This is a genomic window from Psychrosphaera ytuae (genome assembly GCF_017638545.1).
GTDB classification, from domain to species: Bacteria; Pseudomonadota; Gammaproteobacteria; order Enterobacterales; family Alteromonadaceae; genus Psychrosphaera; species Psychrosphaera ytuae.
Genome location: NZ_CP072110.1, coordinates 203,490 through 227,948, shown reverse-complemented (window position 1 = coordinate 227,948; position 24,459 = coordinate 203,490). Strand labels below are relative to the sequence as shown.

Genomic DNA, 24,459 nt, shown 5'->3' with positions numbered 1-24,459 from the left:
TACTAATAAATGCTCAATTTATTTTGCTATTTTAAGCGCTCGACGTCGCTCTAACCACCGATTACCAAATTGAAATACCCCTAATCCAGCCATGATTAAAATACCGCCCACTAATAAAGACATAGAAAAACGCTCACCATTGAGTAATATGCCCAATGTCATAGAAACCACTGGGGTCATCATAGTAACCAGTGCCACCGTGCTCGCCTCTAACTTTTGCAAAATATAAAAATACGCTAAAAAACCCAACAAAGAAGCAAACACTCCCATGTAAATTACTGCCCCAATTGCCCTAGGCTGCCATTGTTCATAATGAATTTGCCCATCCAATACCCACCAAGCCAAAAGATAAACGGGTAACGAAATTGTCAAACTACCCACTGTCGTCGATAACGGATGCAAGTCAATTTGTACACCTTTGACCAAGACACTGCTTAAGCTAAACAAAATGACACCGATAAAAATGAAGGTAAAACCCCAAACCGCACCGTCATTTATCATTAAATTTTCACTACACACCAAACCTAATCCTGAAAGTGCGATCAACAAGGACCTCTTTTTGGTTTTGGTAAACTTAGCTTCCGCTAACATTTTTTGTGCAAAAAGACCTGATAAAATTGGTGCTAAACCAAAGCTTAAAGCCATTAAACCAGAAGAGATATATTGAGCTGCAAAGTAGCAAAACAACATACCAACGGACAAAGATAGACTTGAGTACAGATAAACTTGAATCGCTCTAGGGCGCAAATCTAACTTTATTTTTAAAAGCCTCATTAACAGCAATCCAAAAAAAGACGCTATCGTCATTCGCAAAAATAATGACACTGTCGGCGGAATCGATTCACTGCTCCACACAATACCCAGCGGGGTCGTGGACCAAACCAAAACAACCACCAAAAAAGCCAAAGAGACAGGCATACCCTTGTTGATTCCTATATCAAATAACCGAAAGGTAGAGTATATACTTTAACCATTAACAACAAATAGTCATTGAGCAAATAAATTCGTTCGTTAACCAATTTGCCATGCCAAAAAGTTCAAATAAATGCTAAGTTTAAGGCTCATTTACAGGGGAGGGAAAATGAAGCGCGCTATCGTATTATTTATCGTAGGTTTTGTTGTTCTAAGTGTAATTACACTATTTAGTCTCACTGGTGCTATTAGCCGTTATGCAGTCAAAACTCTATTCGAACCGCAGCAACTAACACTGAGTGAAAAGACTCATGTCAGTTATGATCCATTTGAAAACTCTCTCAAAATTACTGACTTTGCGCTTTTGCACGAACAAGCAAAAACCTTATTATCGATGGAAAAACTGCTGGTCGAATTTGATTTGATCCCGCTGTTTAACAACCACATAAAAGTAAACCGATTTGAGCTTACTGGCTTATCCACCGCAATCAGCCAAGACCAAGCGAACCCTGGCGCTTGGAAACTCAACGGTTGGTCTACCGCTAATTTGGCGAGTAGCACTGAAGAGATACAAGTTAAACAACAAGCCACTTCTGAGCCTCAGCCCCTAAAAATATCAGTAAACAACCTCCAACTTTCTGATATAAATGTCACCGCTGAGTTACCCAAACAATCACACAAAGTTCTGTTGAATTCCCTTAGCTTATTAAATTTTGAGTTACAACTAGACGCACTGAAACAACCTCAGAGTATGGGTTTTGAGCTAACTGCAGATTTACAAACCCAAAACACTATATCCCGTGCGGAAACTGTTTTTGACAATAACAACCAAGTCACGGAGCCATTGCCTTTATCCTTTGGTGCCGACTTAGAATTATCGTTACAACCGGAAGTAGAGTTTACTGAGCAAGTCATTCAAATTAAAAACGAGCAAACTATTGATATTAACTTGGCCAATGTAAAACTAAACGATGCTTCAAGTGACCTAGCGATATCTTTAGGTAATTTACTCCTTGGTATCAAGGCATTGGAATTAACAACACCGGTCAATGAATCAGCCTCAACTAAACTTACCGCAGAGCTTTCAACAAATTTAGAACAGTTATTGGTCAACAATAATGACAAAACCGTCGAATTAGTGAATTTAGAAAGTGCCGCCCTTCTCCCTGCTCAAATCATGTTTGAACAAGGTCCTTGCCAGGCAACGCCAATTTATAATCTTACAACCAAAGAGTTTCGACTCGACCAGTTAACCGTCATGAAACACCTTGACGAAAACAAACCAACTTTGTCTACTCTCGAAAAGCTAGTAATGTCGAATCTCGTTGCATCAGATAGCGCAATTGGCGTTGATTTAATCCAAGTCGGAAAGTCTACGAACAACCTCCTTATCAACGATACAAAGCAACTCGCCAACTTGTATATTCCTGGCGCTCAGTTAAATACCCCCGAGACAAAAAATGAGCAGCCAGCCGACCAAGCTGACAAAAGTAACCCAAGTGAACAACCACAGCCTGTAACAGAAGCTAAGCCTGAAAGTGCGCCTGAAAATGCGTCTGAAAATTCAACTAAAAATACTCCAGAAGCAACGATACCGGCCTTTGGCCTAAGAATTAACGAAATGGCCAATGTAGGTCCAATTTCTGTTAATACTGTCGATATGAGCGTCTCTCCTATTTATCGCTCGTTAATTGAGATAAGTCATATCGGTTTACAAAATTTAGATTCTGAAAAACCGGATCAAACAACTACCTTTAACCTCAATGCGACTAATAACAAATACGCAAAGATTAACGTGAGTAGCCAAAGTAAGCCATTTACTCAAGACCCTAGCCATGATGTGCAAGTTACCTTGGACGAAGTAGACTTATCAGCGATTTCACCGTATATCAGTGGTGCCCTGGGATACCATATCAACAGTGGTCAGCTAGACAGCAATATCACCGCCAATGTAAAAAATGAAAAAATAGACGGTAATGCGGATTTGTTGATCCGCTCTATAGATTTGACAGCAATTTCAAATCAAGGTGAAGAGAGCTCTATCAGTACCGGCGCAATTTCGTTTAACTATGCACTTAGTATGTTAAAAGACGGGGACGGTAATGTAGATTTGTCGGTGCCCTTTTCTGGTGACTTAAACAACCCTTCTGTGGGTTTTAGTGGATTTATGAGCCTAATTGTTAAACGTGCAACCATGGCTGCCGCAAAAGATTACTTAATTAATACGTTTGTTCCTTATGCTAACGTGGTTAGTTTTGCCCTAAGCGCCAGTAAACATATTCTAAAGTTACGATTTAACGATTTGGCATTTGAGGCTAAACAAGTGAACCTAACTGAATCTCAGCAAGACATCATCGAACAATTAGCCTTAGTCCTTGAGAAGCACGACTCAGTGTCTATTAAGTTATGCCCTATTAGCACAGTTTCTGATCTTGAACTTACATCTGATGCAGAGGCTCCGACTGCAAAAACAATCAACACAAGTCAAGTAAGTCATCTTCTCGACCTTGCTCAAACCCGAGCAGACAATGTAAAACAGGCCTTAGTAGACACGGGTAAAGTTACGTCAAAAAGACTGCTGTTTTGTAGCCCAACAATTCGATACGGCCAATCTGATACGCCGCGTATCACGTTTGACCAACTGAATTAATTGCGAGACTAAAAAAACAAAGCGCCTGAAGAATTCGATATATTGAAATTCTATAGGCGCCTACTCTTGTGCTTAACGAAGGGTTTTAATTAACGAAGGCCGAGCTCAATATCTCGGATTACATAGTTACCAGTAAATTGTGGGTCCGGCTCACCTATGGTTTCTACCGCAAAGTACGCTTTATCTTGTTCTGTTAAGCCATGATATCCACCAATAATTTGGTATAACCACACCTCTTTATCAAAATCCAAGCCTTTTTGTTCATAATAGTCCAACGCCGTTACGTTTTGACCCGCGTCAATCACATCACAGAAAAACGTCTCAACGGCAGCTTTTAATCGGCTCTCTTCTAACGCGACGGCAACGCTGTCTTGCATTATCAAAGGGCCGGTGTTCGATACTGACCGCACCGCTTGTTTATTGCGATTAATGTGCTTCATTGACTGGACGAGCGATAACAATTCATGCTCTTGTTCTACCCGATTTACATCAATGCTCGCTGGCTTTATCACAGCTCCGCTCACGTTAAACAAACTCGGGACTTGACTCAGTTTACTGTAATTTTGCGGCGCAAAATCAGGCTTTTGTTCCATGTGTAAAACAAAGCCCTTTAATAAACGTGTACGGCCTTTGAATTCCCTAAATCTGCCCAATAAATCAATCAGTTTACTCTGGGCAAGACTGAGCTCCTGGGTACAATGCGCAAAACTGCTCTGTAATGTGACAACCAACAAGGTTCTCAATTCGCGATGGCTGCCCGCAATCAATGACAACTGATCAAACTGGAACAAAGACAATTGGTTTAGAAGTTCTGACACTTGACTTTGTGCCAGCTCATTTTCACGTATCTTGGCATCAACCGTCGACACATATCCAAATTCGTTGCTGATCCTCTGCCAAATCAAACGAACATTGGTCGCAAGCATATCAGTCAAGCTATATACACGCTCTGTTAAGTCCGACAAGTGACTTTCGGCTTCGTGATAACGACCATGACTAAGCGATTCTTTATAATGCTCTGCTAAGGTAGACAGAGACGCTAAGCTCGAACCGATATTCGCGTCAATTTGACGGTTAGACTCATCTTGCAAACTTTCTTCTAACAAGGTTCTCAAGGCAGGACGCAAGCGCAAGCCGCGCTCGTTTTCGGGGCGCCACATGATCTTCAAGTCAATTAGACTTTTAATGACCTTGGGTGAATATTCTGACTCGTCAATAGCACCTGAAAAATAGGCTTGCATAACTAAATCAGAGTGCCGGCTCAATGCATTGAGTAATGTAGCGCCAGCCTTTTGTAAATTATGATTCATGACACAAGCCCGTTATATAAGGTTGGTTTGTGACATGGCATCTTCTGCCTGTTGAGCCAGCGACAGTTGCTCAGTTTCATCAATAAATTTAATGACATCAAACAGGTAGTCAATCTTGCCCGTTACTGTATAAATCTGTTTATCTTGGTTTGGACGAACTAAGTAGCCCAATTCAACCAAACGTTTAAACACAAGTTTTAGCTGAGCATCTAGCTCTGCAGCCTTAGAGCCAAACATCGCATATCGCGAAATCTTATTTAGTTGCTCTGCATAGGCTGGCGTGTCTTCAATGACAGTTTGTAACTCGGCTAAGCGCAGATTCATGCCTTGGCTTAGACTGAGGTCTTTGTTGAGTGCCTCTTGCACTAATAACATCCACTCAACTAGCGGCATCAAGTGATTAGAAATATCTTCAAACTGCTTAGATAACTGGTCACGTTCGCTTTCACCGATATCTGCGTACGCAGCAAAAAACACTTGTTCTTCTGCAGCCGTTGCTAAACGTCGATTCATAATTGCCAACTGAGCCTCAACTTGCTGTTGATTTTCAGAAGACTTCAAAAAACGATAGCTATCTTCATCAGTGGTTTGGCAAATAAACTGACCCGATAACAAAGACTCTAATACTCGACCTAATGGGCTGTTCATGCCGATACCTCCTCAGCAACTTGAGATGTTTGGCCCTTGGCCTCTGACTGTTTTAATCGTTCGCTGATGCGCGTCGAAATTGCACTTACTTTAGGTTCAACCACTTGTAATTGTCGTTTTTGTTTATCAATCAAGTAGCGGTTTTTGAACAAGGTTAGTACTTCAGATTCAGGGTTCGGGAACGCGCCTACTACATGTATTTGGTTGTTTTGACAGGCATCAAAAATCTTCTTGATGTTGGTTTGATGTAGCGTGCCTAATTCGTCTATCGGCCAGTGAATAATGGCTTTACTGTCACCACGTAACAATCGAGTGAAGGCCAACAAGAACTTACATAAAATCAAATATGCCATGCCGTGGCTCGACGACTCATTGAGTTGTCGGTCAGTGCGGATCACAAGGTCTCGGCCACTTTCTTTAATGTGTAACTCAATGTCCAGTAGTTTGCTAATACCGCCAGATAATGCCGCGCGGCCTAATATATCAATGACGCGGCGCATGCTATATGCGTACTCCTCGTCTGGAAGCGTATGGGCGCCATTGCTAATCCATTCATTGTAAAGCTCATTGAATTTCTGCAAATCAGGCCAAAACTCTAATTCACTGACTTTTGAACGGATCACTACGGCCGAGTCACTGACTCCATCTAGGAACAGTTCTTCATCTACTTCTTTACTAATACGACTACTTTGCTGGCCGATGTGTTGCTCTATGTCTTTTAATATTTTGTAGTATTCCGACAATGCCAAACCAAAGATTCGACCTTGCTCTCGGATACTGTTGAGCTTTTGAGGCACTAAGCCATTAATGAGCTGATCCAACTCTGGTACAAGACGCACTGGGTCTAACTGACGATTGCCCTCTTCGTCGATTCGACTGCACGCTTCGCGCGAACGCTCCCAAGCATCATAAAAACCAGTACCACTTTGTGCTGCAATCTTTTGGTCAAATCGCTCTATGTAATGACGAATTGCATTGTGACAATCTTCGCGTTGCGCCATTAAGCTTGACGCTTCACTGATTCGTTGCGCTGTTTTACCAGAGTCTGCTGAGACACTTACTTCTGTTAATTTAAGCTTTTTCAGTTGAGCGATCACTAATTGCGCTTGTTGCTCTTGCTCTAACGTTGATTTAAGTGATTTTTCAGACTCAGCTAAGCGTTGTTTATTCGCTGTAGAGCTCTGTTTGTATTGCGCTAAACCTTTGTCTAACTCACGTTTGCTCTGACTTTCTAGTTGCTTGGCTTGGGCTAATTGATTTTGCCAATTAACTTTTTGATCAACGTAATTGGTTTGGTACCACACGTTAAATTCAAGGACTAAGTGGCGGTCTTTTTCGGTGTTTTTAATCGCGTCTTTGAGTTGCGTGATCTTTTTCTTTAATGAACCGATGTCATCAATATCTACACCGCGATTGGCAAGTTCGTCTTGTTGCCATTTATCAAGCTGTTTTATTTCCGTTTTTAACTGGCTTTGACATTGAGCCAAATGACTTTCAACTTGGGCAATTTGTTGCTCAACTTCGTTGATCAGAGTTTGCCAGTGGGTTTTTAATTCCATCTCAGCTTCGCGCTGCTGGTCGAGAAGGTCCTCAACTGCCTCATCTCGTTGAGACTGAAGGGTTGCCAAATCACTTTGGCGTTTCGCAACTTGCTTTTGATAATGCTGTTTACGCTCGCGCAACGCATTTTGAAACTCTTGATTAGCTTCTGCTTTATCTTGAGTTGCTCGCTTACGGTTGGCTTCTGTATTGTTGGTTTCGGTTTGTGCCTTTGCCAATGACAATTCGGCGTTGCGAACCTGCGAGCTCAGCTCCATCAACTGGGCTTCGATATCGTCTTGCTCAGCCATGGCTAATTCTAATTGCGCCTCGGCTTCAGACAACAAGTCTTGTAACTCGCTTTCATTAGCACAGGACTCATCAATCGTTAATTTCGCCAAGTCTAATTCAACGCCAGAAAACGATGTACTGCCTTGCTCTGAAACTGTTGGATTTAAATCGGTGCGATTTAACAAAGCCGGATTGATCACTTTGCCTAAGTTTTCTTCCCAACCAGGCTGCTCCAGTCTTAAGAACTCCAAAAGAGAACCTTGACCTGGATACAACATGGCGTTCACATCAGTAACACGCTGTTGTTTTTCTGAAACTTTTTTACGCGCCTGTTGTAAAGCCGCATCAACGTTTTGACGCTTCGTTTTTAAAGCATGTAAATCATCATTGGCTTGACGTAGTTTTGAACGTGCGACGTCCTCTAGTTCAGTTGCTTCTATAATTGCACTCTCTAACATGTCTAATTGCTGTTGTTCTTGCTGGGTATAACCCACGCTTTGTAGCAATGTTGAGAGTTGTTTAATATCGGCTTCTATTTCGAACTGCTGGCCTTTAAAGTCACCTTCTAGCGCTGAACGCTCTTGGGCAAAGCGAGAAGATAACTCACTGAGTTGGCTGTTTTGTGCGGCTAGATGCTCAATTCTACGTTCTTTTAACTCGTCTTTTTGTCCTGCATACGCTTCGCGCTCTTGCTCGTTACGTTCTTTGATATCAAGCAGTTGTTTATTAAAACGAGATTCGATGTCTTGGTGCTGATCGGTAAGTAAAGTCAATCGAGACTCAGCGCTAGATAACTCACTTTGCCAACGAGGTAGCTGTTCTAGATTGTCTTTAAGCGTATCGATGTTTTTGTCTTGCCACTTGTCGTATTCCTCTTCGACTTTATCAAGTTTTGACTCGTAGTTGTCGACGTCGGATTTGGCCGCAGAATAACTCTGGTTTAACCCATCACGTTGTTCTGCCCACGTTTGCTCGATGTGATTTAAATCAAACTTGGCTTGCTCTATAAGCGCTTCTAATTCTACTTTATCGGCTGCAAGACGACTGATATCAAGCCCTAGCTGGTGTTTCAACTCTGCTAGGCGATGGTTAATTTGATTAAAATCAGAGTGTGCTTGTTCTAGTTTGACGTATTCTGGCCTAATTTCATCAAAGCCTTTGATTAATTTGCACTCTCTGATCCATTCATCGATTTTAGTTGGGCTCAGCTTTGTTTCGCCCGGCGTAATTCCATCTTCCTCAAGAATTGCTGCCACCATCGCCTTGATGGTTTCCATTTTGCCTTCTTTGCTGTGTACTGCTTTGGCAAGCTTTTCTATGTGGCGCAGGTTTTTGTTGTGTTCACACAAACTAAATAAACGAGCAAAACCGGTCAAATCGCGAGAACTACCTAAAATCGAACGATCATTTTGAATCACCGCTTTAAATTCTTTGGTGTTAAGTTTACGAGTGCAAAGTACGCCGTCACGCTTGATGTTTTTGACCAATTCCGTTGGCGCTATCGCATGCTGCTCTCCCGTTACGGTCGAGGTTAGGTAGTCTTCAATACTAAATGACTTATTGATGATTCTATAGTCAACACCTTTACCACTCGAGGTTAACACTACCTGGCAAATCGTCGCATCAGTTGCGTCTTCATTCTCATCACCACGCTTGTACTCATAAATGATGTAACTGTTTAGCTGTGGCAGGTACCACTTTTCAAACGAGTCACGGGTGGCAGGTACTACACGACTTGGATACTCACCATAAAACACAGGAATAAGACGTTGTAATGTCGTTTTTCCTGACGCGTTTGTACCACAAATGTTGGTATGACCGTCCAAATTAAGTTCAACAACGCCTGTCATATGGGTGTTGATAAGAATGATCCGATTTAACGAAGGCATGATTTTCCTTTATTCATCGTCATAAAAATAATAATTAAACACAACAACGCCGCTTTGAAAAGCGGCGTTGTAAACCTCATCACTCAAAAAATGTTAGAGGTCTAATTTTTCTTCATTTGCATATTTTATTGCAAGGTCATAAATAGCTTGGACTTGCTCTTTTGGCAGAGCTTGACCTGTTTCATCAGTGAAGGCGACATGAACACCGTCAACACTTGACATAAACACTACTTCATATACGCCTTTTGGTAAATCCAACTTACGTGCGTATTCAGACTCAAAGAATGACATAAACGACGTATTGTTTTTATCGTATTTAACGGTATAGCTATACAACTTGTCGTCTTCGTCTTCGATGTCAAAACCTAACGCTGAAATGACGTCTTCAAACTCTCTAAATACAGTGCGAATTTCTCTTTGGCTAGTAATTACGTCTTCGCCTGCCGAGTTTTTGCCAACTGTTAGAGTTACTTGCTGAGAAACGTTATCTTTTTGGACTTTTAGTCGCTCTTGGAAACTCATTTCGATAGAAAATTGATTCATCATCTCTACCGCTAATTGGTCAGTTCTCACTTGCGCTGACAAATCTGGCGCTTCACCGCGCTTTAAAACTTCGTAACGGATAGGGTCGATGTAAACTTCAGCCGTGCGACCGTGCGGTTTCATATCAACTGTAAGGTCAAATACAAACTTTTCTACGTCGACATTACCCGACCAAAACCAAAAACCGGTTTCTTTGCGTTTAATGGCTTCTACACGGTATTTGTTGCCTGTCTTTGTATATTTATACTCACGACCTGCCATCAATTCTTCAACAGAAAGTGAAATAAAAGCTTCTAAATCGTCAAGGTATTGTGGTTTTTCAACAATCAGTTTGTACGGGTGAGGATCGTCTTTGTTGATCCAACTGCCTTGGAAAATCAACAAAATGCTCGATGGTGATGTCAACTGTGTTGCTCTTTTTGCCTCATGACTCCCATCATAAAGGTGGAACTCTGAAGACTTATTAGGGTTTGTATACTGTTCAGGAACAACAAGTTCTGCGGTGGTTTGTTCCGGCGCATCTTCGACCAAATCATCGGCAAACAAAGGAGAAAAGTTTGCACATCCTGCCATCAGCGAGGCCGCGGTTAGGACTAAAGCCGGTTTAAAATAACTCACTTACATCTTCCTTTTTTATAATTTTATTTAATAGGTTGTAGCGCTTGTTTGATAACGTTTTTACTATTTGGTTCCAATTCAACCAGAGGCAATCGAACAAAGTCACTTGAGATAAGGCCCAATTCTTTTAAGGCAAACTTAGCTGGTACTGGGTTTGGCTCGATAAACAAATCTTTGTGTAACGCTTCGATTTTACTATCGACACTGCTTGCTAAAGTTGAATCCCCTTTTCGCGCTGCAGTGATCATTTCTGCAACGAAGTGCGGAGCTACATTCGCTGTTACCGAAATGGTGCCGTGACCGCCAAGACGAACAAACTCTCTGGATGTGGCATCATCACCACTTAACAAAACAAACTCATCACTTGCTTGCTTGAATACACCGACGCGATCTAAGTCACCTGTAGCATCTTTAATCCCGACAATATTTTTTATCGCCATGAGGGTGATAACAGAGTCATTGCTTAAATCTAGGTTAGTGCGGCCAGGTACGTTGTACAAAATAATAGGTTTATCGGTTGCCTCAGCGACGGCCTTAAAATGTGCGACCGTGCCACGCTGGTTAGGCTTGTTGTAATACGGCGTCACGGTTAAGTAGCCGTCAATGGCTAATTCGTTGTACTTTTTAGTCGTTGCTATCGTCGTTGCGGTACAGTTAGATCCGTTACCAACAATAATAGGTAGGCGACCATCATTAATTTTAATGGCATGAGTTAACACGGCCCATTTTTCTTGTTCGGTTAAGGTTACAGTTTCTGCTGTTGTACCCAAAATAACCAGGCCATTGGTTCCGTTTTCGATGTGCCACTCAATCAATTTTGACAAGGCGTCAAAATCAATCTCACCCTGTTCTGACATTGGGGTGATTAAAGCCACAAAACTACCTGAAAACTTCTCTTTTAAACTCATACTTCCTCCACGACTAAGCGGACCTATGTTACTTAGCTGTATATCAATACACAAGTATGTTTAACCCGATATGATGTGTTTTTATGCGCTTATGTTAAACTAATCGGCCGACACAGAATAAGAAGTATAGATTTGGATATCATGTCAACGGTTAATACTGCCCCTCAATACCTTGTTATTACGGCCATTGGCCAAAATAAAACAGGTCTCGTAAGTGAACTTACTGGCCTTGTCTATCAATGCGACTGTAACGTCGTAGACAGTAAGATGGCGATTTTTGCCAACGAATTTTCGATCATTATGCTGTTAGAAGGTGGTCATACTGATCTATTGAGGTTAGAGAGTCAGTTGCCGCAGCTCGCTATGGAGCTTAACCTGTTGACTATGATCAAGCGTACGCACAAGCGCCATGTAGAAGAGCATTTTCAACAATACCTTATTCATATCGAAGGCCCAGACAAAGCAGGTACCATCCGCGAATTCACTTCACACCTTGCTGAACAAGGCATCGACATTACGAGTCTGAAGTCGAACATCACTGAAAAATCTTCAGGAACCTACCAATCAGCACAAATCGAAGTATGCCTGCCGGACGTACTCACTCTCGAGCAAGTAGAACCTTCATTGAGCAAAATGTGCGAAAAGTATCAGATGAGTTGCTCAATTAACCCTATTACAATCGAAAACAACGAATAACAAAAAGGAGCAAACATGAATACGCTTCAAGCTGGCGATAAAGCGCCCATGTTTAAACTATTAGACCAAAACGGAGAGACATTTGATCTAGCTGAACAGCTTAAACAGCATCAAGTTTTGGTTTATTTTTACCCTAAAGCCATGACGCCTGGCTGTACCGTTCAAGCTCAAAATCTACGTGATGTAAAAGAAGACCTAGCCAAGTTCAATACAATCGCAGTAGGCATTAGCCCTGATGCGGTAAAGCGCTTAACCAAATTTACTGAGCGTGACGAACTAAACTTCCCGCTATTATCAGATGAAGACCACAAAGTAGCAGACGAGTTTGGTGTGTGGGGACTTAAAAAGTTTATGGGTAAAGAATATGACGGTATTCACCGCTTAACATTTTTGGTTGGCCAAGACGGTACAATCAAACACTTCTTTAATAAATTTAAAACTAAAGACCACCACCAAGTGGTCTTAGATGTATTGGCTGAATTAGAAAGTTAATAAACACAAAATTTACTCAAATAAAAAGGTCTCATTCGAGACCTTTATTTGATATTTACGCTGGGTGAGTTGCAATCAATCTTAATTAGACGCTTGTTGCTCTTGTTCTCTAGATTCGGGGATTTGCTTTACTGACCAAGCATTAATCAGCGCTTTGACTAGAGAAGCCAAAGGTATCGCAAAAAACACACCCCAAAAGCCAAACAAGCCACCAAAAAATAGTACCGCAATAATTATGTAAACCGGGTTTAAGTCAACGGCCTCAGAAAATAGGAGAGGAACTAACACGTTACCATCTAAAGCCTGAATAATACCGTAAGCAATGATCACATAATAAAAGTCAGGGGTTAAACCAAATTGGAATAACGCCACAACCGCAACAGGAATAGTGACAACCGCCGCTCCGATGTAAGGAATTAATACTGATAGACCCACCAGCAGCCCTAATACCGCCGCAAAGCGCAAATCCATTATGACAAATGCTACATAACTCGCTACGCCGACAATTAAAATTTCCAACATTTTACCGCGTATATAGTTGATGATTTGTTGGTTCATTTCGACCGCTACTTGAGTAATCAAGGTTCGCTCTGTCGGTAAAATCCGGTCAAAGCCTGCATACAACGCAGCTTTGTCCTTCAACATAAAGAACACCATTAACGGCACTAATATAAGGTAAATAAGAATTGCAACTAAGTCTGTAACTGAGGTCATTACCGTCTGTAAAAAGTCTTCTAAGAACGTCACCAATTTATTATCAACGTTACCCATCAGTTTTTCGACTAGCAGCGGATCTATGTTTGGATATTTGTCAGGGATAGTTTGAATAAATTCCTGCACATACTGCATCATCTCGGGTAATTCTTTTACCAACGAAATACTTTGTTGCCAAATAACCGGGATTACCATCACAATTACTGTCGTCAATGCCCCTACAAAAGCCGTTATAACAATGGATGTACTGACATTTCGGCTTAAACCTAAACGGCTTACATGTTTAACTGGCCAGTCTAGTAAAAACGCAAACACAGCAGCGACAATGACCGGGGTCATTAACTTTCCGACCCATGCAAACATTAAAATAGTCAACACAACTACCATTAACAAAGTAACGGCGTTGGGATCAGAAAAATTCTTGTGGTACCACTGTTTAATCACTTCAAACATAGTTAGCTTCCGTGGGTTGGTGTCGTCTTAATCGTGATTTCATAAAAAGATGTGTGTTCGAATACATCAAAATCAATATGTTGTTTTTCCATGTACTGCTTAAAATTATAAAGCGTAACCTTGTCATCTAACAGGAATTTCTGTGTTGAGTGATTTAACAGATGTTTTTTTAATAGCACAAAAGCAAGTGGACAACGCAATCCAATCGCATCAAATTGAAATACCTCTGCCAATAGGGTTCTCTCTTTCAGCATATACTTGTAAGCTATAGTCATTGTACACCGAACAACTCGACTTAAAAGTGGTTAAGAGAAAGTAATTATGGGTTTGTATCCAGAACAATACGGTTTACCTGATGACGCAGAGATAAAGGACATAAATGCGTTTAAAAAAAAGATAAACTGGGGTGAAATCCCTGCTTTCTTCCAATTGGTGGGTAAAGCTATTGCCGATGCCGAAGGTTTTATTCACTATGGTTTTGATAATGCGTTTAAAAAGTTAGTAGACCGCAAAAATTGGAACTATGACCTACTCGGTATAGCCGATACCGCTGACCGGACTCTTCCAGAGCACGCCATCGAACCCATTAGACCGCCTAAAATTTGTCTGTACCACGTATTTAATAAGAATGGTTATGAACTTTTAGCTTTTCCTTACGTCAATAACTTGCTGGTAGATGATTATCGAGAAGGCGACCCACAACTCGAATTTAAACGCTGGGACCCTAGCCAAATGAAAAAGCTAGTCAGGATCCCAGAGCTACACAAATTCATTGCGTTTACTCTCAATAAGGGCGACGACGCAGATATGGCGCTGATCATTCACGCCCACAATGTCGTCAACAGAATGATAAGTATGTTGCAACAAGAACTCATCGTTAATGAAATTCGTGGTCTCAGTATTGATCAAGCCTTCAAACGCCAAGAACGTCATCCAGAGCTCAAGCCTGAAGAGGCTATTTTGTCAGGCCAATTACAAAAAAACGGTTAAAGGAATCTATGCGATCTGTATTAAAAAACTTAGCTTTTGGGGCACTCTGTGCGACCGCTTGTGTCTCTAGTGCCTATTCAATGGCTAACGACAATGAATTACCAAATTTAGGCTCTTCTGCCCTCACCGTCTTGAGCATAGAAAAAGAAAAACGCCTCGGAGAAATAATTTACGAGCAATTTCAAGGCAGTGCAAACGTTACTCATGACCCCCTGATCAAAGAATACATTAACGACCTCGGTAATCGATTAATCACTCACACTGCCGACGTAAAATTCCCGTTTACTTTTTTTGTGGTAAATGAGCCAACAATAAATGCATTCGCGTTTTACGGTGGCCATATCGGTATTCAAACAGGTTTGATTTATCACGCTGATACCGAGAGTCAGTTGGCGTCAGTTCTGAGCCATGAAATTGCCCACGTAACACAACGTCACATTGCTCGGCGAAAAGAAGCTGCCAGTAATGCAGCACCGCTGACGTTTGCAGGCCTTATTGGCGCTATATTACTAGCAGCGGTAAGTCCTCATGCCGTTATGGCAGGTATGTTTGCGACTCAAGCTGGTAGTCAACAAATGATGATTAACTACACCAGAGGTAATGAGCAAGAGGCCGACCGAATTGGTATGCAAATTTTGGCAGAGGCTGGCTATGATCCTAATGCCTCGGCGGAGTTCTTTAGTAAACTCCAAGAGCAGTCGCGCTACCGCACGACATTACCGCCGTTTTTACAAACTCACCCAGTGCCAGACTCGAGGATTACCGATGCACGCTTGCGAGCTCTGCAATACGAACGAAGGTTTTTCAGTGACAATTTGGACTTTTTATTAATCAAAGCTCGTGTAAACGCCCGATTTGTTGACGTTAATAACAGTAGAGCTGACGGTGAAACCAAAACGGATGTGTTTACGGCACTTGATAGTAAAATTTCAAAATCTTCAAACACTAAAAAATTCGCTTTTCAATACGAAAAACTGCTCAGGCTGGTCGACTCTAAACGCTATGCGGAAGCGGAAGAACTATGGAGCGAGTTAAACCTACAAGCACCACAAAACTTATTTTTACTCGACACCTACACTGATCTTAAAGTCGCACAAAAAGATTATGAGCCTGCTATAAAAGCACTTAAGCAAGCCTACAAAATCAAGCCTAACAATTCGATCGTGACACTCAATTTAGCAAACACATATCTCGAAGCCGAACGTCAAAAAGAGGCTATCGAACTATTAGAATATTACCTGTTAGCCAAACCAAAAGACTTTTTGGGGACTCAATTACTGACAGAGGCCTACAAACAAGCTAAAAATATGGCAAAATACAACAGCACTAAAGCCGAGCTTTATGCGTTGATGGCAAGATATGGCGAAGCTATAACTTTTACCGACAATGCGATGAGCTTTCTTGGCAAAAATGACAATACTGAAATCAGCCGCTTACAAGCAATGAAACGCCAATATCGCAAGCGTCTCGATTATGTACAAGACTTAAGGAAAAACCTATAAATGTCGATTTCAATTTTACACAATCCACGTTGTTCTAAAAGCCGTCAAACATTGCAGCTATTGCAAGAAAAAGGCATAGAGCCAGAAGTCATTGAGTACTTAAAAACTCCGCCAAGTGCTGCTGAATTAAAAAGCATAATCACAAAACTAGGCATTGACACTCGTGACCTATTTCGCAAAAAAGAAGCCGAATACAAAGAAACGGGTGCCAATGACGAAAGTCTGACGGAACAACAACTGCTAGACATCATGGTCGCGACGCCAAAATTGATCGAACGTCCTATTGTCATTAATGGTGACAAAGCAGTAATTGGCCGTCCGCCAGAAAACGTGTTGGACATTATTTAATGACCACTCCATATATCCTCGTTCTGTATCACTCAAGACATGGTTCGGTAGAACAGCTTGCTTTGCAGATCCGTAAGGGCATTGAGAGTACCGGACTCGAAGCTAAAGTGCGCAGTTGCGAGCAAGCAGAGCGTCAATCGGACTCAATGTATCCACAAGTAACGATCGAGGATTTAAAAAACTGTGCAGGACTTGCAATGGGAAGCCCTTGTCATTTTGGAATGATGGCCAGCCCACTTAAGGCGTTTTGGGAAAGCACATCGACTCAATGGTTATCCGGTGATTTGATTGGCAAACCAGCCGTCGTCTTTTCTTCTAGTTCTAGCCTGCACGGAGGTAATGAGAGTACATTATTATCAATGTCATTACCTTTATTACATCATGGCATGATGTTACTTGGCATTCCCTATTCTGAGCCTGAGTTGCACACCACAACAAGCGGTGGAACGCCATATGGCGCAACACACGTTGCTGGCCTCAACAACGACCATGATTTAACCCCACACGAAAAAAACTTAGCGTTTGCATTGGGCAAAAGACTGGCACAAACCGTACAGTTATTAAATCGCTAAAGCGATTAACGCTATTTTAGGAAGTAAACATACTATGCAAAAACATCAGGCGACGAGCGCCGATTACAAAACGGCGCCCATGGCTAAATTCGTCAAAAAGCTCCAAGTGACAGGCCTAATTGGCTATTTAGGCCTAGTCGTGTACATGCCGATTTTAATACTTGCACTTAACCCGACAGACAACTCGCTGGGTTACATAACTCTTACCCTGTTTTGGTTCCCCTTGTTGTTTGCGGTTAAAGGGTTAGTTCAAGGAAATCCATATACCTATGCATGGAGTAACTTTGTCATTATGTGGTGCTATTTACATGGGTTAACCGCAATTTGGACGTTTGAAGGTAATAAACTTTTTATCGTAATAGAACTTGTTTTATTGACCCTAGCATTTATTGGTAATACCTATTTTGCGCGTTACCGTGGTCGTGAGATGGGCTTAGCCTTGCCAAAGATCAAAGAGCTCAAAGAACAAGAAAAAGCGCAATTTGAGGGAAAAGCCAAGTAAACCAAATTTCCTCTCCTTCGTATAACTGCCATAAGCAAACGGGACACAATTCTTATGGCAGACGCGCTTTATATATTTACCAACGATCTTAGGGTTAACGACAACCCACAACTTCAATCCTTGCTAGAACAACATCAAAATGGCGACGTGACGTTACAATGTGCGTATGTCTTTGATCCTCAGCTTCTCAAACCAACTAATTTTAATAGCCGGGGCATTGGTCCTTTTCGGCTGCTTTTTTTACTGCAGTCGTTACAAAATCTTGCATCAAGTATCATCAAACAAGGCGTCAAGTTCCACTTTGTCGTTGACACACCGACAGAGGGAATAATGAACCTGGCGCTTCAAATTAGCGAAGGTGAAAAGCCAGCGCCGCTGAAAATACACACTCAGCGAGCCATCGGCACGTACGAGCAAAACACTAACCAATCAATCAGCAAGCGATTAGCGCGACGTAATGAAGAGCGTCACCCATCAAACGAAATTACTTTCGAAACCCACCAAGGTTTTACATTATTTAATTCAAAAGACTTACCTTTTGCCGTAAGTGACTTGCCTAACAGCTTTTCGAAATTCAGAAGAAAGGTCGAACAGTTGGATTTGGATTCCCTTTTCTTTTTAAAGTCTCAAGCGGTACTGCCTGTTCTTAATAAATCAGAAATACAAAAAAGGCTTAAACCCGAAACACAAAGTCTAAATAAGTACTTTCAGCAACAGTTTAACCTGTTTATAACTCTGCCAGACGTTGAGCAAATGTTCATTGACAACGGTCGCCACGCTGAAGAGCTAAAGCGTACTATGGTTTTTGAAGGAGGAGAATCTGCAGGTTTAGCCCACCTGCAAGAGTATTTTGAATCATCCGCGCCACAGTCATACAAACAAACTCGCAATGCGTTAGATGATTGGCCCTCTTCGACGAAATTTAGCGCATGGCTTGCTAATGGCTGTGTTTCGGCCCGTCGAATTTGGACAGAAGTATGCTTATACGAACAACAGCACGGCGCCAATGATTCAACCTATTGGATTAAGTTTGAGCTTTTGTGGCGCGAATACTTTCAATGGCAGGCCTTAGCGATCAAAAGCAAACTTTTTAAGTTTGGTGGGATTAAAGAACAAGGGCCACTTACGTCTTTTTACCCACAAAGGTTTGCCAAATGGTGTCAAGGCCACACACCTTACCCCATTGTCAATGCAGCCATGAAACAACTAAATGCAACCGGCTACATGTCAAATAGAGCAAGGCAAATCGTCGCCAGCTGTTTAATACACGAGCTGCAATTAGACTGGCGGTATGGGGCCGCTTATTTCGAACAACAATTAACTGATTACGACGTGGCCGCTAACTGGGGAAATTGGCAATATTTGGCGGGCGTCGGGTTTGATCCTCGAGGCAGTCGTCGGTTTAACCTCGACAAGCAAACCGCAACCTATGATCCTGACGGCGAATTTATCAATAAGTGGAACGGCCAAGATCAAAAAGCTAGTCAAAATACATTAGATAATGTCGATATCGTCGACTGGCCCGTATCTTAGTTTGTTTTCTAGGTCACAAAATTCAATCATGGTTTAAAAGAAGTAGCGCATAAGATGAAAAAACAACATCTCCCGTCTAAAGTATGTAAAACCTGCGGTTTGCCTTTCACTTGGCGTAAAAAATGGGCCCGTTGTTGGGAAGAAGTTAAATACTGTTCTGAGCGTTGCCGGAGAGCAAAATGAATCCTTCGTATGACGAAATAAGGCTAGTTTTAGGTGACCAACTCAATGCGGCTCACTCTTGGTACAAAACCAAAGACACCAAAGTGTTGTATGTCATTGCAGAGCTCAAGCAAGAACAAGAATATGTCACCCATCACATTCAGAAAGTCCAAGCGTTTTTCCTTGCAATGGAGAAATTCGCCAGTGCATTAAAAGAAGCTGGCCACCACGTACTTTATCTAACACTTGATGATACTGAAAAATACGCAGACTTACCCGATATGGTCAATCAACTGATTGATCAATATTTACCTAAACAATTTTGTTATCAACAGCCCGATGAATATCGACTGTCTGAGCAGCTCAAAAATATGACCATTAATTGCGATAAATCATGCGTCGATACAGAGCATTTTTATTTGCGACATGATGAACTATCAAAATATTTCAAAAAAGACACTGGGCATCGCCTTGAAGCTTTTTATCGCAAGCTACGAAGTCAATTTAATGTATTGATGGATGAAGGTGAGCCTGAAGGTGGTAAATGGAACTACGACTCCAGCAATCGCAACAAACTCAAAAAAGACGATCTCAAGGCCGTTCCTAGTCCATTGTTATTTAGTAATGACGTCAGTGATATTAATAAAAGGATCCAACGCCATAAAATAAAAACCATGGGCACAGGAGGAGATACTTTACTTTGGCCAGTAACTCGAACTCAAACACGTGAATTATTGAACTTCTTTTGCAAATACTGTTTACCAAAATTCGGTGAATTCCAAGATGCTATGACAGCTAAGCTCCCGGATAAACAGTGGTCTTTGTATCACTCACGGATATCCTTTGCGCTAAATAGCAAAATCGTTTCACCGGCCCAAGTTGTTAACCATGCCATAGAGGCATATCGCCAAAACAGCAGCACAATTTCGATCGAACAAATAGAAGGTTTTGTGCGACAGATATTAGGATGGAGGGAGTTTGTAAGAGGGATTTATTGGTTAAATATGCCGGACTACAAAACCAAAAATGCATTAGAGGCTTCGCGTCCTCTACCCGATTTTTACTGGACAGGTAAGACTAAGATGAATTGCTTGAGCAATGCAATATCTCAGAGCTTAGAATATGCCTATGCGCACCATATCCAGCGACTAATGGTGACAGGTAACTTCGCACTTTTAATTGGTGCAGATCCGGACCAAGTCGACTTATGGTACTTAGGTATTTATATCGATGCCATTGAGTGGGTAGAAATGCCAAATACACGAGGTATGAGTCAATTTGCCGACGGCGGCATTGTCGGCTCCAAAGCCTATGCCTCTAGTGGCAATTACATTCAAAAAATGACGGACTACTGCAGTGACTGCCATTATGACGTAAAACAAAAAACCAGTAACGATAGTTGTCCGTTCAACAGCCTGTACTGGCACTTTATGACACAACACCAAGAAAAGTTTGGTAATAACCCAAGAAATGCAATGGTTTATAAAAATTGGGATAAACGCTCAGATATGGAAAAACAAGAGGTGTTAGAAAGAGCGGAATGGGTACTACATAATTTGGACGCACTTTAACGTGCGTCCTGACACACTGTCAAAACAACCAAATGCTATTTGATTGAAGACAATAATGTCTCGTCTAAACCTTCATTTACCAAACCAATCACGGCTTTGCAGTGCTCAAGAGTAAACTCACCATCGGCAATTTGTTTATTAAGCTTTGCACGACGAGCCGTCACTGTGTTCTTGATTGCCTTTTTGTCATCTGCATTGATATCTAAAGCCTTAACTTTAGCATCCAAGCGTTCAAAGAAAGGGTATAACTGCCCTTCTGCCTTATATGCTTCTGCGCGAGTCGAAGGATGAAAATCTTCACAAGCGTTTAAATTCATTAAGTAAAAGTTTAAATAAGTAGACACTGTGATTAATTTGTAACTTTGACTTTGCTCAGCGTTTACTTTTACAGCACTTAGGCCAAGGGACAACAATAAAGTGAAAAGAGTAATTTTTTTCATTTTTATACCTCTATTTAATTTGAGGTAAATGTATGTTCTACGCTTACAAAGTGCAATAACTTTCTAATCATTAAACAATAAATCAGACAGACGAAACAAACTCGCCAAAAAGTACTAACCACCAAGCGAGCATAATTTAAACAAATATTTACGCTCTCTCGTTACTTTATCGAAGAATAATCCGGATCCATACTTGATCCGTACGGTAAATTGTGATTTCTTTACGGTCGGCATTTGATCAAAACCAACTCTGCCGTAAAAAATAACAACAAACAATAACAACAATGTCGGAATTATAAATTCCACAGGAATGATGTATGAAAAAAAGATCTCTAGTGAGTAAGGCTATTAATCTAGCCTTAGTAACAGGTCTCTCTTTTACTGCGCAAGGTGTTCTTGCAGAAGAGATGGCTAAAGAAGACGTAGAAAAAATCACCGTAACCGGTTCTCGTATCGCTAAAACCGAACTTTCTTCTCCTACGCCAGTACTTGTTTTAGGCCAAGCTGAAATCGCTCGATTTGGTACACCTGACCTTGGTAGTGTTCTTGCAGAGTTACCAGCTATTGGTGCAACAAACACTCTATCGGGTAACGCGGGAAGCAACGCTTTAGCAGGTTCAAGTTCTGCTGACTTACGTCGTTTAGGTGCGAAGCGTTCTTTGGTTCTAGTAAACGGTAAACGTCACGTAGCGGGTTCTCCAGGTTCTTCTACAGTTGACCTTTCGACTATCCCAGCAGTTCTTATTGAACGTATCGAGATCATCACTGGTGGTGCATCTGCGATTTACGGTTCTGACGCGGTTACAGGTGTAATCAACGTTATCCTTAAGAGTGACTACGAAGGTCTAGAACTTAACGCGACTGCAAGTGACTCTACTGAAGGTGTAGCAGCGCGTAACCACACTGTAAGCATCGTAGGTGGTACCTCAAGCGACCGCGGTAACGTGACGTTTTTCGCTGGTGTTGAGCGTATTGAAGAAACTATGTCTGCAGACATCCGTCAGTTGAAAAACTGGGGTACGATTGTAAACCCTGAAGACACTGGCGAAGAAGACGGTATCTTTGACCGTTTACGCGTACCTTACGTTGGTTCAGAAATGATCAACCGTTTTGGTGTAATCAACCCATTTGGCGGTGACCGTTTCACGTTTGACGAGACTGGTAACGTAATCGAGCAGTGTGAGCGTACAGCGACAAACAGCTTTGCATTTGGTCAATTACCGGCTGATTGTAAGACAGGCTTCTTCACTGAAGACTACGAAAACATCTATCCAGCAGTTCAACGTTTCTACGTAGGTAGTACAATGAACTACGAGATCACTGATCAAGTTCGCTTCTTCGGTGACTTCAAATACAACTCTGCTGAAGTTCAGCAGCAGTTCCAACCAAGCTTCCGCTTCGGTAACATCTCAATTGACGTTGCAAACAATGCTTTCCTATCTGACGAAGCTCGTGCTCGTTTAGGCGGAACTGGCAACGTTTCTATGGCTAAGTTCTTTGATGAGCTAGGTAACCGTTCAGCAGATAACGAACGTGAGTTATTCCGTGCAGTAGCAGGCTTTGATGGTTACTTCACTCTAAGTGACACTAACTTCGACTGGGAACTTTTCTATGTATACGGCGAGTCTAACAACATCCGTGTTACCGAAAACGACCTAATCCCAGAAAACTTCGCAGCAGCGGTTAACTCTGTAATTGACCCTGACACAGGTGAAGCAGTGTGTGCTGACCCAACTGCAGGTTCTGTAGCGGCTGGTAGCTGTGTTGCTTACAACCCGTTTGGTTTCCGTCAAGCTTCTCAAGAAGCGAGAGACTGGGTTTCTGCTAACGTAACTCGTCAAGACCAAATCACTCAAGAAATCGTTGGTGGTTCAATCTCGACAGATACAAGCGAGTTCTTAAACCTTCAAGGCGGTCCAATTGGTCTCGCTGCAGGTTTTGAATACCGTGAAGAGACTTACTCAACAATCACTGACGAACTAACTAAATCTGGTGCGTTATTAGGCGCAGCAACTCCAGATGAGTTCGGTGACTACGACGTAACGGAAAGCTTCGTTGAAATCAGCTTACCACTACTTGCTGATGTAGACTTTGCACATGAGTTAACATTAGATGCAGCATACCGTACAGCAGACTACTCTCACGCTGGTGAAGCAGATGCTTGGAAAGTTGGTTTAATGTATGCGCCAATTAAAGACGTTCGCATCCGTGCGACAATTGGTGAAGCGGTACGTGCTCCTAACCTAAGTGAAGCATTCAGCCCACAATCTCCTGGTTTCGCTCGTGTATCTGATCCATGTGACGCAGACAACATCAACGAAGATCCAGATCGTGCAGCAAACTGTCGTGCGTTAGGTATTCCTGAAGGTTTCGAAGCAAACGATAACGTTTCTGTAAACCTAATTTCTGGTGGTAACCCAGAGCTGTTCTCTGAGACTTCAATGTCAAAAACAGTAGGTATCGTTTGGACACCTGAGTCAATCGAAAACTTCACGTTCACTGTTGACTTCTACGACATCGAAATCGAAGATGCGATCATCGAAGTAGCAGCGCAAGACATCGCGGACAACTGTGTTGACGCAACTGGCGGTCCAGATGAGTTATACTGTTCTGCAGTAGACCGTAACCCAACAACTTACGACGTTGAGTTAGTACGTTCTGGTTTCCTTAACGCAGCGGCGTTAAACGTTCGTGGTGTTGAATCAGAGATCAACTACTCTACAGATTTAGCTGACTTTGAACTTCCAGGTGAGTTATCTGTTAAGTTATTCGTATCTAAGTTACTAGAGCTAGAACAATTTGAATTCCAAGACCGTCCAGACGAAATCAACGTTGAAGATGGCGAAGTGGGTGACCCTAGCTTACAAGTACGTTTAACAACTAACTACCGTTTAGACGATCTACTAGTTAACTGGACTGTTCGTTCAATCGACCGTTCTGTAACTTATGACGTATCTCCTAACGGCGGTTCTCCAGAAGACACAAATCCTTCTTGGGTTCCTTCAATCGTTACACATGACTTCTCTGCAAACTACATCATTAATGATAATGTTCGCGTAGACTTCGGTGTTCGTAACGCATTTGACAAGCTAGCACCGGGTTACACAATTAACCCAATTTACGACATCGTAGGTCGTCGTATCTTCACTGGCTTAAATGTTAAATTCTAATTTGAA

The 24,459-nt window shown here is 41.9% G+C and carries 21 protein-coding genes; 12 read left to right on the top strand and 9 right to left on the bottom strand.

All coding sequences use genetic code 11. The features are described from left to right. Positions 1-18 precede the first annotated feature (18 nt). Entirely contained in the window at positions 19-918 is a 900-nt protein-coding gene (locus J1N51_RS01090; protein WP_208832168.1) for a DMT family transporter, read from the bottom strand. 163 nt (positions 919-1,081) lie between these two features. On the opposite strand from J1N51_RS01090, the gene J1N51_RS01085 reads away from it, so the two are divergent. Continuing rightward, complete coding sequence (locus J1N51_RS01085) at positions 1,082-3,562, top strand: DUF748 domain-containing protein (protein WP_208832167.1); 2,481 nt, start codon at positions 1,082-1,084, stop codon at positions 3,560-3,562. Positions 3,563-3,651: 89 nt separating this feature from the next. Here J1N51_RS01085 and J1N51_RS01080 read toward each other — a convergent pair whose 3' ends face one another. The 5 genes from J1N51_RS01080 to dapA form a co-directional block, all read right to left on the bottom strand. Next, the gene (locus tag J1N51_RS01080) at positions 3,652-4,872 is read right to left on the bottom strand and encodes a phosphoenolpyruvate carboxylase (protein WP_208832166.1); all 1,221 of its coding nucleotides are present in this window, start codon (positions 4,870-4,872) and stop codon (positions 3,652-3,654) included. A gap of 12 nt (positions 4,873-4,884) precedes the next feature. After that, the gene (locus tag J1N51_RS01075; protein WP_208832165.1) at positions 4,885-5,520 is read right to left on the bottom strand and encodes a condensin complex protein MksE; all 636 of its coding nucleotides are present in this window, start codon (positions 5,518-5,520) and stop codon (positions 4,885-4,887) included. Next, entirely contained in the window at positions 5,517-9,239 is a 3,723-nt protein-coding gene (locus J1N51_RS01070) for an ATP-binding protein (RefSeq protein ID WP_208832164.1), read from the bottom strand. Before J1N51_RS01070 ends, J1N51_RS01075 begins: the two co-directional genes overlap by 4 nt. Before the next feature lie 93 nt (positions 9,240-9,332). Continuing rightward, entirely contained in the window at positions 9,333-10,400 is a 1,068-nt protein-coding gene (gene bamC, locus J1N51_RS01065) for an outer membrane protein assembly factor BamC (protein WP_208832163.1), read from the bottom strand. A 23-nt stretch (positions 10,401-10,423) separates the two neighbouring features. Continuing rightward, on the bottom strand, positions 10,424-11,308 hold the full coding sequence (dapA, locus tag J1N51_RS01060; RefSeq protein ID WP_208832162.1) for a 4-hydroxy-tetrahydrodipicolinate synthase: 885 nt from the start codon (positions 11,306-11,308) through the stop codon (positions 10,424-10,426). 141 nt (positions 11,309-11,449) lie between these two features. Between dapA and J1N51_RS01055 the strand changes: the two genes are divergently transcribed. Further along, on the top strand, positions 11,450-12,004 hold the full coding sequence (locus J1N51_RS01055) for a glycine cleavage system protein R (protein WP_208832161.1): 555 nt from the start codon (positions 11,450-11,452) through the stop codon (positions 12,002-12,004). Between the two features lie 15 nt (positions 12,005-12,019). Next, a complete protein-coding gene (gene bcp / locus J1N51_RS01050; protein WP_208832160.1) occupies positions 12,020-12,496 on the top strand; it encodes a thioredoxin-dependent thiol peroxidase in 477 nt (158 codons plus the stop codon). Between the two features lie 81 nt (positions 12,497-12,577). On the opposite strand, the gene J1N51_RS01045 is transcribed toward bcp, so the two are convergent. Further along, a complete protein-coding gene (locus J1N51_RS01045; protein WP_208832159.1) occupies positions 12,578-13,663 on the bottom strand; it encodes an AI-2E family transporter in 1,086 nt (361 codons plus the stop codon). Between the two features lie 2 nt (positions 13,664-13,665). After that, complete coding sequence (locus tag J1N51_RS01040) at positions 13,666-13,938, bottom strand: sulfurtransferase TusA family protein (RefSeq protein WP_208832158.1); 273 nt, start codon at positions 13,936-13,938, stop codon at positions 13,666-13,668. 46 nt (positions 13,939-13,984) lie between these two features. On the opposite strand from J1N51_RS01040, the gene J1N51_RS01035 reads away from it, so the two are divergent. The 8 genes from J1N51_RS01035 to J1N51_RS01000 are packed head-to-tail and all read left to right on the top strand — an operon-like array spanning position 13,985 to position 20,843. Continuing rightward, complete coding sequence (locus J1N51_RS01035; protein ID WP_208832157.1) at positions 13,985-14,653, top strand: hypothetical protein; 669 nt, start codon at positions 13,985-13,987, stop codon at positions 14,651-14,653. Between the two features lie 8 nt (positions 14,654-14,661). Next, positions 14,662-16,155 carry a beta-barrel assembly-enhancing protease gene (locus J1N51_RS01030; RefSeq protein ID WP_208832156.1) on the top strand — a complete coding sequence of 498 codons (1,494 nt, stop codon included), beginning with the start codon at positions 14,662-14,664 and terminating at the stop codon, positions 16,153-16,155. Continuing rightward, positions 16,156-16,503, top strand: coding sequence for an arsenate reductase (glutaredoxin) (gene arsC / locus J1N51_RS01025; RefSeq protein WP_208832155.1), 348 nt, complete (start codon positions 16,156-16,158; stop codon positions 16,501-16,503). Beyond that, a complete protein-coding gene (locus tag J1N51_RS01020; RefSeq protein WP_208832154.1) occupies positions 16,503-17,075 on the top strand; it encodes an NAD(P)H-dependent oxidoreductase in 573 nt (190 codons plus the stop codon). Before arsC ends, J1N51_RS01020 begins: the two co-directional genes overlap by 1 nt. 34 nt (positions 17,076-17,109) lie before the next feature. Further along, positions 17,110-17,577, top strand: coding sequence for a DUF2069 domain-containing protein (locus J1N51_RS01015; protein WP_208832153.1), 468 nt, complete (start codon positions 17,110-17,112; stop codon positions 17,575-17,577). A gap of 54 nt (positions 17,578-17,631) precedes the next feature. Beyond that, positions 17,632-19,110, top strand: coding sequence for a DASH family cryptochrome (locus tag J1N51_RS01010; RefSeq protein ID WP_208832152.1), 1,479 nt, complete (start codon positions 17,632-17,634; stop codon positions 19,108-19,110). 54 nt (positions 19,111-19,164) lie between these two features. Further along, positions 19,165-19,293 carry a DUF2256 domain-containing protein gene (locus tag J1N51_RS01005; RefSeq protein ID WP_208832151.1) on the top strand — a complete coding sequence of 43 codons (129 nt, stop codon included), beginning with the start codon at positions 19,165-19,167 and terminating at the stop codon, positions 19,291-19,293. Next, positions 19,290-20,843: a cryptochrome/photolyase family protein gene (locus J1N51_RS01000; protein WP_208832150.1), complete on the top strand. Its 1,554-nt coding sequence runs from the start codon at positions 19,290-19,292 to the stop codon at positions 20,841-20,843. Before J1N51_RS01005 ends, J1N51_RS01000 begins: the two co-directional genes overlap by 4 nt. A gap of 35 nt (positions 20,844-20,878) precedes the next feature. Here J1N51_RS01000 and J1N51_RS00995 read toward each other — a convergent pair whose 3' ends face one another. After that, positions 20,879-21,283, bottom strand: a complete 405-nt coding sequence (locus tag J1N51_RS00995) for a hypothetical protein (RefSeq protein ID WP_208832149.1) — start codon at positions 21,281-21,283, stop codon at positions 20,879-20,881. A gap of 317 nt (positions 21,284-21,600) precedes the next feature. Here J1N51_RS00995 and J1N51_RS00990 point away from each other — a divergent pair, with 317 nt between their 5' ends. After that, entirely contained in the window at positions 21,601-24,453 is a 2,853-nt protein-coding gene (locus tag J1N51_RS00990) for a TonB-dependent receptor plug domain-containing protein (protein WP_208832148.1), read from the top strand. Positions 24,454-24,459: the final 6 nt, after the last annotated feature.